Below are 15795 nucleotides of genomic sequence, written 5' to 3' on the forward strand. Positions count from 1 at the left end.
AAGAACAGGTGAGCGAACATTTTGACCATAAAACCATTGCTGAGATTGTTGAGAGCCTTGCCAAACGTCATGGTTATCAAGCAAAGGTCAGTCCCAAATTTACCAAACAAACCTTGCCTTATGTGGTGCGCACCGATCAAGAGGCACCAAACAAGGGAAAAGAAAACAGCGAAGAATAGAGGCTGGGCTGGTTGCCCAGCCAACGGGGATAGTTTTGCGAACACACCCGTCCGATGCAACATAACTTAACATCGCAGCCACTTCTTATCACTTAAAGCAATGAGAAGATGGCTAATATAGATGAAAGAGTGTTAAAAAATTATGGATACACTTTGTAAAGAAACATTAAAATCTGTTGATCCTACGGAACCAGCTGCTGCTTATGTTGGTGGCAAAATCAAGTTGGCGAAGACCATTATCAAAATCATTGAAGGCATTCCCCATCGCACTTATGCTGAGCCTTTTGTTGGAATGGGGGAATATTCTTCAGGAGGAAATTGATTCCCTTATATGAAGTCATCAATGACCGCTCAGGTGATGTGGTGAATTTTTTTCGGGTGTTGCAACGCCATTATCACCCTTTTATGGATCTGTTGGAGTTCCAGATAAGCAGTCGTGAGATGTTTCAGCGTTTCGCTCTACAAGATCCAAAGACCCTGACAGATTTAGAGCGGGCTTTGCGGTTTTTATATCTCCAGCGGTTGAGTTTTGCTGGGCAGGTGGCTAAACGAACATTTGGCGTTGATCCTAACCGTGGTGCACGGTTTAACAGTTTCAAACTTGAAGGCTTATTAAAGCTTATATACCGCCGCTTAGCGGGTGTGACCATTGAACATTTAGATTGGTCTGATTTTATTGTGCGTTATGACCGGCCGACCACTTTGTTTTACCTTGATCCGCCTTATTTTGGTGTTGAGGATTATTATGGAAAGGATTTGTTTAAGCGGGAGGATTACCAGACGATGTCTATGCTGCTTGCACAACTAAAGGGAAAGTTTCTTCTCTCTCTCAATGATGTACCAGAAATCCGAAAAACCTTTAGCCAATTTAAGATAAAAGAGGTGAATACATCTTATACATGTGGTTCAAATAATCCGACTCCGGCGCAAGAGCTCATCATCTCAAATTGCAACTTTTAGGATGAAGAGAAAAGATGCATTAAAGGGTCTTTAAATAACCTTTGAAAGACCTTTGAAGACCCTTTGAGAACCCCTTAAAAATCTTTTGAAAAAAATAAATTGGTACAAAACCTAGTGTCAAAATATACAAAACCCGCTGGCAAGCTACAACCTCGTGGCAAGCTACAGCTGGGGAACTTGGATTCGAACCAAGATTGACGGAGTCAGAGTCCGCTGTTCTACCATTAAACTATTCCCCAATAAGCCAATTTTACCACCTCTAGCAGATTCCACAGTGTAGGCAAGCGTAAAATTTTTTTTATAATTATCGATAATAAAGAGCGATAGGAATATCATTGATTGTTTTAATTTGAATGTCTACATCATAAATGTCTTTAAGAATTTCTGGTCGCATAATTTCTTGGGGAGTCCCAAAATAGGCTGCTTTCCCATTTTTCAGTGCAACAATCATATCTGAATAAGATGAGGCAAAATTAATATCATGCATAACAATAAGAATGGTTTTTTTCAGTTCATCAGCTGTGCGGCGTAGCTGCTTCATCATAGAAACGGCATGTTTCATATCTAGATTGTTTAATGGTTCATCTAAGAGAAGATAATCGGTATCTTGGCAGATAACCATGGCAATAAAAGCACGTTGACGCTGCCCCCCAGAAAGCTCGTCCAAAAAACGGTCTTTTAAATCTTGTAAGCCGAGATAGCGTAGTGCACTGTCGATAAATTGTCTATCTTCATGTGTATACCAGCCTTTTGAATAAGGATAGCGTCCGAAACTTACTAAATCGTGCACGGTTAAACGGAAGGATAAAGGATTATCTTGACGCAAAATGGAGAGCTTTTGAGCCAAAATATCATGGGGAATTTTATCAATATCAAAACCGTCTATATTAATTGTGCCTTTGTCGTGCGGTAAAAGACGTCTTATCAGCATTAAAAGAGTTGATTTTCCCGAACCATTAGGCCCAATAAGAGAAATAATCCCCCCTTTGGGAAGATGAAGACATAAATTATCGATAATCAATCGTGTTCCGTAAGTCTTGGAAAGATGATTGATCTCAATCATTTTACTTTTCCCTTCATCAGTAACATTAAGAAAACAATCCCTCCACAAAACTCAATGATAAAACTTAAACGTCCTGCCATGTGAAAAATTTGCTCTAAAATAAATTGTCCCCCTACCAAACAAATTATCGCTAATAATATTGCAATCGGCACAACAACACTGTGTTTTGCTTGAGGTGAAAGTTCATAGGAAAGGTTGGCAATTAACAGTCCAAAAAAAGTGACGGGTCCTACTAATGCGGTGGAAATAGAGACAAGAATGGAAACAAAAATAAGAATAGCTGTCGCACTTTTGTGGTAATTAATGCCAAGATTGAGAGAATTTTCACGTCCCAAAGCCAAAATATCAAGTAGATAGCGGAAACGCCACCCAATTAAACTCACAATGAAAACAATAATTGTGGCAAAGCTTATGAGAGACGTATTAAATTTATTAAAATTTGCAAACATAATATCCGTTAAATTCATCATTTGGTCTGGATTGAGTTGCAATTGCATAAACATCCGTAAACTGAAAAAAAAGCCACCTAAAATAACACCCATTAAAAGCGTCAAGTGAAGCCCTTTTAGGCTTCCTGAAAATAGCCAGCGGAAAAGACTTATGGAAAAAAGAATGAGAATGAGGGATTCGAGAATGAGCTGTCCTTCTTCATTCAAAAAGGGTAAAGAAAGAGAGCCTACAAAATATATAAGAATAGTCTTTATTAGAATATAAAGCTGATCAAATCCCATAATTGAAGGGGTCAGAAGACGGTTATTAACGATTGTTTGAAATAAAACTGTAGAAACGCTTATTGCATAGGCAATAAGAAGCAGAGAGATCAGTTTTGTTAGACGAAATGTCCATGTATAAATATTAATATTCCACGTCATGTAAAGACTGATGACCGTGCATGCTATGATAATAAGCGTTGTTAGTACACATGTTGTTTTTTTGCTTCTATCCAAGACGCTTTCTCCAGCGTAAAAGCAGTATCATAAAAATAAAACTACCGATCACGCCCATTATGGTGCTGATGGGAATTTCAAGAGATGGATGAATGATTCGCCCTAAAAGATCACAAATCAAGACCAATCCTGCACCGCTGATGGCTACCCAAGGAGCAGTATAGCGCATATTATCTCCCATGAAACTTGAAACAATATTTGGAATAATCAATCCAACAAAAGGAATACGGCCGATGGTACAGACAACAACAGCAGTAATTGAGGCGACAATAAAAAGACCAAAAAACATGACGAAACGATAATTTAACCCAAGGTTATTGGTTAAATCTTCTCCTAAGCTTGCAACCGTAAAGCGATCAGCAGTACAATAGGCTAGAATACAAAGGGGAAGGGAGAGCCATAAAAGTTCATATTTTCCCTCAAGAATCATGGCAAAACTACCAAATAAATAAGCTTGAAGGGAAGGAAGGAGCATTTCATAATCTGCAATGGCATTGGTTAAAGAGCCAATAATATAGCTTAGCATAATCCCTGTAAGGGGTACAATGAGAGCCGATTTTAAAGGAATGCGGCGCAATAAAAACATAAAAAGTAAAGTGCCTGTCATGGCAAAAAGTGTCGCAACGACCATTTTTCCTAAAACAGTAATATCGGGCAGAAAAATCATCATAAAAAGAATGCCAAGGGAAGCAGATTCAACGGTTCCTGCGGTTGATGGTTCGACAAAGCGATTACGTGTCAGTAGTTGCATAATCATGCCTGAAAGTGCAAGGGCTGCACCTACTAAAAGGATTGCAATGGTACGAGGAAGACGTGTTTGCCAGAAAATAAGCCACGCATGGGGATCGGATGCCAAAAGGTCAGAAGGTGTGACATCAGAGTAACCAACAAAAATGCTGAGGATAGACAGGAGAATTAGAAATGTTATGGTTATCCAGTAATTCTTCACGTTAAATTATTTTCTCACAAAATCTAAAAAAGCAAAGGCTGCTTAATAAACAGCCTCTGTTTTTAAATTTTATTCATATCGCAAGCAAGCTCTTTTGTGCGCTTATTTGCTCTTTGTAAAGGATTCATTAATCTGCTTAGCGGTTTCAAGGAGTCCCGTTAAACCACCACTTGCACGATACCAACTCCAAGAGTCCAAATAAATAATTTGGTTTTGTTTGCTTGCTGTTGTGCGGTGCACAAGCTCATTGTTGAGTAGTTGTGCTGCGGATAGTCCTTCCCGTCCAATTGCCGCATCCCGATCAATCACCAACAACCAATCAGGATTTGTCTCAAGAATAAATTCAGGAGAAATGAGTTGTCCGTGTTTTTGTACAGTGAGTTTATCGGTTGCAGGAGCAATACCAAAAGCAGAATGTAAAATATCAAAACGTGATTTTGGTCCTAAGGCACTGATCTTTCCACCAGAGGTCATGAGGATAAGCCCCTTACCTTTTCCTTGAGTGTTTTTACGAACTTCAGCTAACTTTTCATTGAGTTCTGCAATTTCCTTTTCTGCTTCCTGTTCTTTGCCAAAAATTTTGCCAAGGATAGACACATTTCGTTTAATATCTTCAAGAGAATTTTCGTTTCCTATTGTTAAATCAATCGTTGGAGCGAGTTTGGATAAATCGTTATATTTTGCTTGGGTTCTGGAAGAAATAATAATTAAATCGGGTTGAAGAGTGGCAATTTTTTCATAATCCGGTTCAAAAAGGGTGCCAATTTTTTCATATTTTTCATCATTAAATTGTTGTAGATAGGAAGGTTTTTTTCCTTCAGGAATACCGACAACTGCTTTAATCCCAAGGCGATTCATATTATCCAATGAGGCAATATCAAATACAACAACCTTTTGCGGAGAAGTGGGAACAGAAGTCGTTCCTGAAACATGATTAATCGTTACATTTGTTTGAGTATTCGTATTTGCAATACTCGTTTGTGTCCATAAAACCGTTGCAAAGCTCATTGCAACGAGTAAGACGGAAGTCACGCATTTCATATATTTTATCATCGTGATTTTATCCTTTTATCTGATATTACAAGGGTTTGTGCACTTAAAAACTTAACTTAGGCATTTTTATGCACAAAATGACGCAGCAATAAATAACACTATGTTGTAAAGTTGACTAACATATGTTACAAATTGTTCACTTACCTCATTTTCACTTAATTCTAGTGTTTTTGCAACATTATTTAGAAAGTTTAACATATGATCAATGTATTTAAAAAGCGTACACGTTTGTACGCACTGACAACAAGCGCTCTCTTCCTTTTACAAGGTGTTGATTCTTCTGTGGCACAGACAAGATCGTGGTGGACATCAGGATGGGGATCAGTTGTTTCATTATTTGGGGGAGGACAAGAGAGCAGTTCTACACCTGAAGCTTTGCCTAACCCTCCTCAAGCATTAACTGGTTCTCAAGGGGGTGGAGTAGTCGCAGTTGATAGTGGTGGGGGTGTTCCTGGTGGTGTAGGTGTTGGGGGTGTTCCTGGTGGTGTAGGTGTTGGGGGTGTTCCTGGTGGTGTAGGTGTTGGGGGTGTTCCTGGTGGTGTAGGTGTTGGGGGTGTTCCTGGTGGTGTAGGTGTTGGGGGTGTTCCTGGTGGCGTAGGTGTTGGGGGTGTTCCTGGTGGCGTAGGTGTTGGGGGTGTTCCTGGTGGTGTAGGTGTTGGGGGTGTTCCTGGTGGTGTAGGTGTTGGCGGTGTTTCTGATGTAAATCAGTGTGATGGGAGCTTTAAGACTCTTGAGTCTGTGGTCTGTTCTGATGGGCGGCTTCATACGATCAAAAGAAGTAGTATTAGCGTTAAAAAATTAGGTGATAGCGCTATGCATACAGCAGCACAGGTTACTGAGAGAACGGAGTATCGTGCGGGTGTTCAAGGAGTCTCTTATTCAGTTAAAGGTACGACTGTTGAGTTAGAGGACGTGTCTATTAGGGGAATGCGTTTTCCAGAAGGTAGTAATTCTAGAGTAGATGCTTATCTTGATGAAAAAATAGGGACGGGGGTACTAGTAACGACTAATTCAGTAGTTAAGTTAAAAAGATCAAATATTAAGGAATTTATAGTTGGGGTTGGTGCTCTAGATGAGTCAAGGATTTATATGAAAGGTGGGGGAATCTATTATACTCGGATGGGTGCTACTGCTGATTTGGGATCGTTTATTTTTCTAGATGGAGTGAATTTTTCTGCAGTTGGGATTGGTTTACGAAGTGTTGGTAGCTCTGGAATGATGATGCAATCTGGGTCGATTGATCTTGATCAAGGCGGGATAGGAATTATAGCGGGGAATAAAGGGATTATAAAACTAAATGAGGTTAATATTAACTTTAAAAAGGGGATAAGTGACCGAAATAGTTTTAATTCTACAGATTCTTCAAATCTTGTTTTTCTGTCAGATGGAGGTTTGATTTCTTTTAATAAAGGAAGTGTTAAGGGCTCTGATGCAGTTGCTCTATGGGTTTCTAGTAGTATTGATGAATCTTTAGTTGTTCCAATGCATGATCGTGCTTTCGGGGAGGGTGTTTTGTCTTCTCGTTTTATTATTAGTGATGGTCATGATGATGGCGTGTCTCTTTATTCAAAGGATGAAATGCTTCAAATGAATGCACTCTATGATGTTTATCATGTTATGGATGGTGCTTTAAAGGATGTCGTTTCTACTATGAATAATATTATAGGTAATGGTGCTTTTCAGAGATATATTAGTGATAACAAGAAAAAAGATTTTTTTAAGATTCAAGCTGATATTAAAGAATCAAATATTCAAATAACTGGGAAGGATTCTTATGGCATATATTTTAAGAATGTAGCTTTTAAAGGGAAAGAAACTTTATATAAAGAGGAAATCACAAGAAATGGGAATAATGATCAAAAGTGGCAGGGGGTTTTTTTAAAAAAGACTACTCTTAAGATTCCAGAGGGGATAGCTATTTATGGTGGTGATGTAAATGGTATTGTTGTTTTAGGAGAGGGAACTGTTCTTTCGGGTGATCTATTTTTAAAAGCTGCTGCTGATTCTAATCTATCAGTGTATGCTTATAAATCTTCGGTGATGGGTGCGGCTCATATTGACAATAGTGCAGATGTTGGGCTTTATTTGTCTGATTCAGGATTGTATTTAACAAAAAGTACTAATCATAAACAATTGAAGAAAAATGCAAATTGTATAGATTCATGTATTTCGTATGTAGGTCTTTTAGATAGTAGCATTGTATTTTTGCCTCCGAGAAGTGAAGATGAAGATTATCAAACGCTGCAAGTTGGAAGAGGAGGTTACAGTGCTAGTGGAGATTCCAAGCTTTATGTTAATGTGAATTTTGTTTCTGGTAATTCAAATGATGTTAAGCTTTCGTCTGATAAACTTCTGATTTATGGCAATGTTTCTGGAAGAACGAAGGTGTATGTAAATGATAATTCTATCATCACGACTTTAAATGAAAAACTAAATGGAGAGGGAGTTCAGCATCGAAGTGTGCAAAATCAAAATGGACAGGAGCAAAATAGAAAAAAACCTATTCCTATTCCAATTATTCGAGTTTATGGAGAGGCACAAAGAGATTCCTTTGAACTTGCTAATGGATATGTTACATTGCAGGGGTCACCTTACCAATATATTCTTAAGGCTTCTGGTCCAATAAGGTATTCTAGGAGTTCAGAAAAAGCTGCAAATATATCTGAGATGTTTTGGGATTTTACCTTAGAAAGTAAATTGGAAAACGGTGAGAAGCGGCCAAGTATAACTCATGGACCTCGTGGACGTCTTATATCTTCTGGTCCAATTTTTTCTTTTGATGATAGTACATCCGGTCTTTCTGTATCTGAGGTAAATGAGCTTACTGTAGTAACAAATACTCCATCTGGTACTTCTATGGTATCTGGAAATTCTGAATCTGAGGGACCTAATCGAATTACTACTTCTAGTGTGAATGGCAATCCTGCATCACTTGGAAGATCTGATACAGATGAGTCTCGTATGGATTTAAGTGGTAGATCTGTTGAAAATCTTACTTCAACTTCTGAACCTACAGGACATAATCCATCTGTTCTAACAGGTGTCTTGGAACCTAAAGAGGTTGTTGATGGCAATATAGAAGATGTGGTTGCTTATGTTCAAAGGTTAGGTGAGAATTATTCGAGTTATTCTGAACCATTAAACACAAGTAATGGAGTGAATATTTATCGTCTTGTTAATCCGAGTACAACGGCTTCTAATGAAGTAGAGTATACAATAGAGGGAGCGATGCCTGTAACAACAGGTGGAAATGATGAAACTTTAAGCATTTCTCTTCTTGGTAGTTCAAATGAGGGTACTGGGAATGATGTAGGTTATGCTATAGTAGAAGGAGATAGTAGTGATACCATTACGGATACGGGGGTAACTACGTCTCAGATTGTTATAAATTCTGTTACTTCTACTGTATCTGAAGGAGGGGCATCTACTGATCTGGGAGGGGCAGAAATATCTGAAGTAGCATCTACTCTTTCTACTACTACATCTGCTGTTACTTCTACTGTATCTGAAGGGGATGCATCTACTGATCTAGAGGGGGATGGAACATCTGAAGTAGTATCCAATTCATCTCCTTCATCTAGAGGTAGAAGTTCGGTAACTTTAGGGACTTCAGGAGCTAATTCAGTTGGGAGATCTGATACAGGTAGGGGGAGTGTAATATCTGCCGATGGGATTTCTGTAACACCTGGGTATCATACTGTATCAAATAGGCTTACACCTATAAAATCAGTAGCTTCTATGAGTTCTTCTGCTTCTGTAGTTTCTGAGAAATCTGCTGCACCTTCTTCTGATACACCTTTGCCATCTTCTAATGGAGCTGTTGGGCGTACTCTTGTGTTGAATGGTGTTCAGAAAACTATTTCTTCTCAGTGTGGTGATGCTACACAAGGAAATGGCTCGGGAAGATCTCAGACTCCTTATTTGTGTAGTGATGGCCAAACACGTACAGTGGCAGACCTTACACTGAAGGCAAGTGAGGCAACTCAACATTCTATGCATGCAACAAATCAGAATACAATTATTAAGCTAGAAGGGGCTACAATTAGTAGTGCGGATTCTTCTGATAATAAAAATAATGTTGATTCTACTACATTACAGGCTGTGAGTGCTGTACTTGCAGAAAACAATGCAAAAGTTGTTTTGGATAAAAACTCCACAATTCAGTCTTCTGTGCTTGGGCTTGAAGCGCAAAGAGGTGGAACGGTCGAGATGATTGGTGGAATGGTCAATGCTCATTATGTGGGCGCTTTGGCAGGTTCTGGATCGTCTGTTAATTTAAAGGGTACAAAAATTAATGTGATCGGAGATTTGGCTACGGCTGGGCTGGCAAGTAAGGCTGGTCAGATAACCATGAATTCTGGGGCTATCACTCAGGCAAAAGGCGTGGCAGTAAGGTCAGAATCTGGAGGACGTATTGAGTTAGATAAAGTTAACATTACTGTGAAAAAAGCGACAGGGAAGTCAGATTCTACAGATAATTTTGGGCGTGCTGCTATTCTATTGAGTGACAATGCTTCTGTTGATTTTAAGAATGGGAGTGTTGTGACTGATTCTCACGCTTTGTGGGTTAGAAAGGGTGATGATGTGATTGAAATGGGGACTTCTAGGAAGAGGAGATCTTCTGAGGCTCGTTTTGCTATGAATCACGCGAATATCGAGGCTTCTACTGTTAAAGTAGAAGGTGATGGAACCTATGGCATATATTTTGATGGGGGAATAAAGAAAGGGGAGAGTCAACAAAATCGGAGTAAGAATTTAGAAACTCAGAAAGCAAATGTTGTTAAGCGGAGTGCTATATCCACCCAACAGGAGAAAACACCTATAAGCATGACAGGGACAGTTTCGTTGAAACAAACTGATTTTGAAGTTGCAAAGGGTATAGCGATCTATGGTAATAATTCTGGTGGGGTTGTTTCATTAGAAAAGAAAACAACACTTGCTGGTGATTTGTTGTTGAAGGCTGAGAACGATTCTCATATATCGGTTTTGGTGGATAATTCTATTGTTACAGGGGGTGTTCGCGTTAATAAAGATTCTTATGCAGGATTATACTTAGCCAATAATTCAGAGTGGATTCTCAAAAGAAGTATTCAGAAGAGTTCAGGGACTCCAGATTTAGGATGTTTGGATTCATGTGTTTCTTCTGTGAGACTTGTAAATAGTGCTATTGATTTTAGGTCTTCCGAATCTGAAGAGAAATATCAGACTCTTCATATTGGAAATGGGAAAGGCACAGTTTATGAGGCGCAGGGTGATGCTGTCATTCATCTCAATGCACGTTTAAATCCTCATGATCCAAGTGATCAGCAAGTCACTGATCGACTTGTCATTCATGGTGATGTTTCTGGCAAAACAAAAATACATGTACGAGGTGATGCGGGCAATGGTGGAGATGCTAAAGCGAATGCCAAGATTGCTCACAGCGTTTCAGTTATTCAGGTTTATGGTCAAGCAAGGAAAGATTCTTTCCAACTCGATGGTAATTATGTTGCGCTGGCCAACTCACCTTACAAATATACGCTTCGTGCTTATGGTCCAGAAGCGACTTCGAAACAGGAGCATGTTCAGCAGAAATTTGTTAAGGATGGTGGAGAGTTTTGGAACTTCCGTTTAGAAAATCAGTATGTTAAGTCTGCTGGATCTGCTGTCCTTCCTGAACAATTTGTAAGGTCTGTTGTTCCACAAGTGCCAACTTACCTCGTCTTACCTAATAGCGTATTCCATGCTGGATTGATGGATATTAACAATCAAAGCAAACAGTTGGAGACGTTGCGGATGACTTCTACGGGAATGGTAGAGGTTCGTGAGAATCCTGCTCTCTATTTACGCGGCTATGGTGGAAGTTACCGTTATGCTTCAGATTTATCTGCGCTTGAATATGGTTATGGTGGCGATCTTGACTATCGTGGTGTAGAGGCTGGTGTGCTGTTGCAAACTATTGAAAATGCTGACAGTGCTTTATCCTTTGGCGTTATGGGAACGTATGGAAAACTTTCTCTGCAGCCTTTGAATGTTGAGCAAAGTCAGAAGAGTGCATTTGATAAATGGACTGCTACGGTGTATGGTAGCATGCAGCATAATGTTGGCTTCTATGTCGATGGTCTTTTATCCTATGGTCTGTTCAAAGGTGATGTTCTCACTCTTGCACGGGGTAAAACAGCAACATTAAAAGGTAATCCCTTAAGTGCTTCTTTATCTGCTGGTCAGACAATTGCGACAGGGTATAAAGGTTTTGTCTTTGATCCGCAGGTTCAGGTTGTGTATCAACATCTCCAATTTAATAAGGCCCGTGATATTGATAATTTTGATATTGAAATGGGTAACCTTGATCAATGGGTGGCACGTGTTGGTGGACGCTTAACCAAGAATCCTACAGGCTCTGAAGGTGTGAGTGCTGTTGCTTTCTATGGGAAGCTTTATCTTGCTCATGGTTTTGGAGAAAAACAGTCTGTGCATTTCAATGATGCTTTCAAGTTAGGGGCGTTTGGCTCTTCACTAGAGGCTGGGGTAGGACTTAATGCCAAATTGTTGCCACAGTTCTCTCTGCATGCTGATATTCTTTATCAACATAAACTTAATAAGGCAGGTTTTTCTGGAGCAAGTTTCTCCGGAGGTGTGCGTTATCAGTTCTAATAATAAGGTACAGGGTGTACTTTTTTAAAAAAAGGCAGCACACAGTGCTGCCTTTTTTCTTTATAACAATTTGTGTATTCCTTTCGTTTTCTTGATATGAATAGAAAAGATATCGTTTATTGTGCGCAATGAGCGCGTTTTTCTACGCTAAAGCAAATTTTCTTAAAACTTTCGCTGATGATGATGCGATAGAGTGACACACTTGTATGGGCTTTTAAAGCGTTCATAAGACCAGTGTGTGTTATGTTATCTTTTTTGATACCGTATTGATACTAACTAATATAATATTTGACGTTTTCTAAAGCTCGTTTTTGAGCGTTTGTTTTCACTGATTTAAATCATTTTTTTCATTCATCTCTTTGTGGAGTAATTTTTAAAATCGAACAAGGTTTGATTGTGTTTTTAATTAATTACACGCACCGGTTTTATTTTTTCTTTACACGAAATACAGAATGCATTATACACTCATAAATTGTGCTCTGTTGTTATTCTCTTATAGATGGTTTTACGCGTAGAGCTTTTACCAAGTGTATAGGGATGATTCATTGCACGGTTCAAATGAGCATGAGGCATGTCTTTTGTACACCTTTTGTATGTTGAGGTGGCACAGTGGGATGTTTTGTGAGTGCTTTTATTTTTAATGAGAGGGGAAGGAAAGTTTCGAGGGAACTATGATTAAAGTGTTTAGAAATCATGTATGTTTATGTGCTTGTACAACAGCTATCCTTTCTTTGCTTCATAATGGAAGAGAGGTTTATGCAGCTACAGAGGGGAAGAATAGTGGACCTTATGTTATAAAGGTTATTCCAGTTGTCTCTGCTAATTCTTCTCCTCAGCTGAGCGGGAGTAATAAGCATAAGCTTCCTCTTAAGGGAGAGAATGGGGGGAGTTATCCTCCTAGTATGATTAATATTGGCAATAACGATGAGGGTATTCGTGGGGGGAGCAACTATCATGAGTTGAGTGGAAAGGAGGGAGAGAACGGACAACAAAATGGGGGGAAAGGGTATGAGAAAAATATCGATAACACGGTTAGAAATGAAGGCTCTGATGCAATAGGTATGAATCCTGCGTTTTATTATTATAGCGGATTGTATTATGTATGCGATAATTGCGGGGAGCCTAATATTGATAATAAATCTTATAGGATTACCCATGAGAACGCTTCCAATTATCCTGCTGATCCGACGGCTATAATGGTAAAGAAGGTAGGCACAAGGGTTAGTGGAGAAAATGTAACGGTTAACAGTGACGTTTCTGGTCGATCTTTTTTGCGTGGTGTAGCTGTATCAGATGATGGAAAGATTGTTTTGAAACAACCGACGCTCAAAAATACAAAGTTAGCTCTTTTTGCTCGCGATGGCCTCATTGAGGTCAAACAGGGAACTATAGGGGAGAGTGATAGGGCTGTTGAAGCTATAGGACATTCATTGGTTATTTTCGAGGATACAAACATTAACACGAGTGGTGGATCAACAAGCCTTTTAAGTTATAGCGGGGCGGAGATCGGGGTGGAAGGTGGAAAGATTAACTTTGCGGACAGTCACGGTATTTCTGCAATGTTAGGGGGGAAGGTCTTTTTTGATGGTGTTGCTGTTACTGGAAAGGGGCAAAAAGACGAAAACCATGCGGTCTTGTTAATGGATAAAGGGGGAAAGGTTGAGTTTAAAGGGGGAACTGTTGATGTTGAGGATGCGCATGGTATATTGTTAAAAAATTCGCTCAAGCCTTTATATTTTGGACCAGAACGATCTGAAGAAGAATCTGAAACCGAAGATGAAGCAGAAGATTTATCGAATAATTTTTATGTGACTGAGGCTAATTTTAAATCTTCTTCTGTTACCGTAAAGGGTGGGGGATCTTACGGTATATATTTTAAGGGAGAAAAGCCATGGAGCGAAGATGGGGATAAAAAAGAGGATATTTCATTAGGGGAAGAAAAAGCGCCACCACGATTAGAAGTTGTTAATTTGGATACAACAGAGCTTTCTGTTTTAGACGATACGGCTCTTTACGGTGAAAACCTTATTTCTGGTGCAGTAAGTTTAATGAAAAGCACTCTTCGTTCGGGGAATTTTTTATTAAAAGCTGAAAAAGGGGCTTCTATAACGGTTTTGGCTGATGCTTCTACTCTTGAAGGTCGTGCTTACACTGATAAAGATTCTAATGCCGAACTTTATTTGGGAGACTCTATGTGGATTTTACCACAACAGCTGCAGAGAGATCAACAGGAGGATGCAAATAGCTCTTCTATTTCACTCGTCAGCCTTATGGGTGAGAGCTCTATTCATTTCAAAAGACATGAATCTTCTGCTGCTGATGATTATCAAACCCTTCATATCGGAAGTGGAAAGGGTGAAGTTTATAAAGCACGGGACAATGCCTCTATTTCTGTGAATACCTATCTGAATAGTGGTGGAGCTCTTGATCAGCAAAAGACGGATCGTATTTTAATTCATGGTGATGTTTCGGGAAAAACAAAGCTCCGTGTGCATGCTGTTGCAGGAAGTCCAGGAGGATATACAGGAAGGGGAGGGAATGAGGAAGGCATTTCAATTATTCAGGTTTCTGGACAAGCAAAACAGGATTCTTTTCAGTTGGAAGCGGGATATGTAGCGTTAGACGAATTACCTTATCAGTATAAGCTTTATGGGTATGGTCCAAACTCTGAATTAGGGGAGGCGGATTCTGCTCAAAGATTAGTTGGAGGAAGCGAGAAATTTTGGGATTTTCGTCTTGAGAGTCGATCTATTGATGATGTTAAACCTGAACCAGATCCTCGCCCGACACCTTCTCCTGCTCCAACGCCTCCTCCAGGACCAGCTCCGGAGCCTCATCCTCGTCCTAAGCCGGGAGTAAAGGCTGTTGTTCCGCAGGTTCCGACTTATCTCCTTTTGCCTAATGCCCTACGTCATCTTGGTTTGATGAATGTTAGCAATCAAAATAAGCGCTTGGAAACTTTGCGAATTGCTTCTGGCAGTTTGTTAGAAAGCCGCGAAAAGCCTTTCTTTTTTGTGCGCGGTTATGGCGGCAATCATCGTTATACTTCAAATCTTTCTGCGCTTGAATATGGTTATGGCGGAGAGCTCAATTATAATGCTATAGAGGCAGGTATTTTGCTCAAAGCAATCGAAAATATGTATGGAACCACTTCTTTTGGAATTATTGGGTCTTACGAGAAATTTTCTTTGCAACCTTTAAATGTTGAACAGAGTCAAAAAAGCACATTTGATAAATGGTCAGTTGCAGCATATGGCGGTATGCAGCATGATGCAGGTTTTTACGTTGATGGTCTTGTGTCTTATGGTTTTTTTAAGGGAGACGTTCTTACAACAGCACGGGGTAAAACGGCAACATTAAAGGGAAAACCTTTAAGTGCTTCATTGACGACTGGAAAAACATTTATGGTGGGAGAGGATGGTTTTGTTTTTGATCCGCAAGTTCAGGTTGTTTATCAATATCTTCCATTTAATAAAGTGCGCGATGTGGATGGCTTTGATATTGATTTAGGAAAGCTTCATCAGTGGGTAGGTCGTGTTGGAGGGCGTTTAACAAAAATACTGGTTGCCACTGATGAGGCTCAAGTTATTTCTTTCTATGGCAAGCTTCATCTTGCTCATGGTTTTGAAGGAAAACAATTTGTGCATTTTAAAGACGCTTTTCAGCTAGGCGCTTTTGGTTCTTTATTAGAAACTGGATTAGGTTTTAATGCTCAATTGTCTCAAAATTTTGCACTTCATGGTGATTTGGTTTATCAGCATAAGCTAACGAAAGCTGGTTTTTCTGGAACGAGTTTTTCTGGTGGATTGCGTTATCATTTCTAGAGTTGTTACTGTTTTTGTTTAATCTTTGAAAAAGCCACAAGTTATCCTTGTGGCTTTTTTCATTTCTATTCATTTTGTTGTTATCGCTTTTTTATAGAGTATGATTTTTCATCTCTTTTTAATATATTTGGGGGCTGGGCTTCTTTTATTTTGCTTGAAAAATTTAATAAGTTTGTACGTTATCGTT

6 protein-coding genes, 1 tRNA gene and 2 pseudogenes are annotated in these 15795 nt (G+C 39.3%); 4 read left to right on the forward strand and 5 right to left on the reverse strand.

The annotated features are described in order from the left end of the window. Positions 1 to 146, forward strand: a pseudogene (locus tag PVV70_RS07450) (late control protein); the annotation flags it as partial. Positions 147 to 321: 175 nt separating this feature from the next. Next, a pseudogene (locus tag PVV70_RS07455) lies at positions 322 to 1139 on the forward strand (DNA adenine methylase). Between the two features lie 168 nt (positions 1140 to 1307). On the opposite strand, the gene PVV70_RS07460 reads toward PVV70_RS07455, so the two are convergent. The 5 genes from PVV70_RS07460 to PVV70_RS07480 form a co-directional block, all read right to left on the reverse strand. Further along, positions 1308 to 1378, reverse strand: a tRNA-Gln gene (locus tag PVV70_RS07460). A 65-nt stretch (positions 1379 to 1443) separates the two neighbouring features. Next, on the reverse strand, positions 1444 to 2202 hold the full coding sequence (locus PVV70_RS07465; protein ID WP_273758639.1) for an ABC transporter ATP-binding protein: 759 nt from the start codon (positions 2200 to 2202) through the stop codon (positions 1444 to 1446). Then, positions 2199 to 3149, reverse strand: coding sequence for an iron chelate uptake ABC transporter family permease subunit (locus PVV70_RS07470; protein WP_273758640.1), 951 nt, complete (start codon positions 3147 to 3149; stop codon positions 2199 to 2201). The genes PVV70_RS07465 and PVV70_RS07470 overlap by 4 nt, the downstream gene beginning before the upstream one ends. Next, the gene (locus PVV70_RS07475; RefSeq protein WP_273758641.1) at positions 3142 to 4098 is read right to left on the reverse strand and encodes an iron chelate uptake ABC transporter family permease subunit; all 957 of its coding nucleotides are present in this window, start codon (positions 4096 to 4098) and stop codon (positions 3142 to 3144) included. The genes PVV70_RS07470 and PVV70_RS07475 overlap by 8 nt, the downstream gene beginning before the upstream one ends. A gap of 102 nt (positions 4099 to 4200) precedes the next feature. Continuing rightward, positions 4201 to 5151, reverse strand: coding sequence for a siderophore ABC transporter substrate-binding protein (locus tag PVV70_RS07480; RefSeq protein ID WP_273758642.1), 951 nt, complete (start codon positions 5149 to 5151; stop codon positions 4201 to 4203). 198 nt (positions 5152 to 5349) lie between these two features. Here PVV70_RS07480 and PVV70_RS07485 point away from each other — a divergent pair, with 198 nt between their 5' ends. Both PVV70_RS07485 and PVV70_RS07490 read left to right on the forward strand, forming a co-directional pair. Next, the gene (locus PVV70_RS07485; RefSeq protein ID WP_273758643.1) at positions 5350 to 11784 is read left to right on the forward strand and encodes an autotransporter outer membrane beta-barrel domain-containing protein; all 6435 of its coding nucleotides are present in this window, start codon (positions 5350 to 5352) and stop codon (positions 11782 to 11784) included. Between the two features lie 671 nt (positions 11785 to 12455). Further along, on the forward strand, positions 12456 to 15608 hold the full coding sequence (locus PVV70_RS07490) for an autotransporter outer membrane beta-barrel domain-containing protein (RefSeq protein WP_273758644.1): 3153 nt from the start codon (positions 12456 to 12458) through the stop codon (positions 15606 to 15608). Positions 15609 to 15795 lie beyond the last annotated feature (187 nt).

The sequence above is a fragment of the Bartonella sp. AU55XJBT genome, from assembly GCF_028618525.1.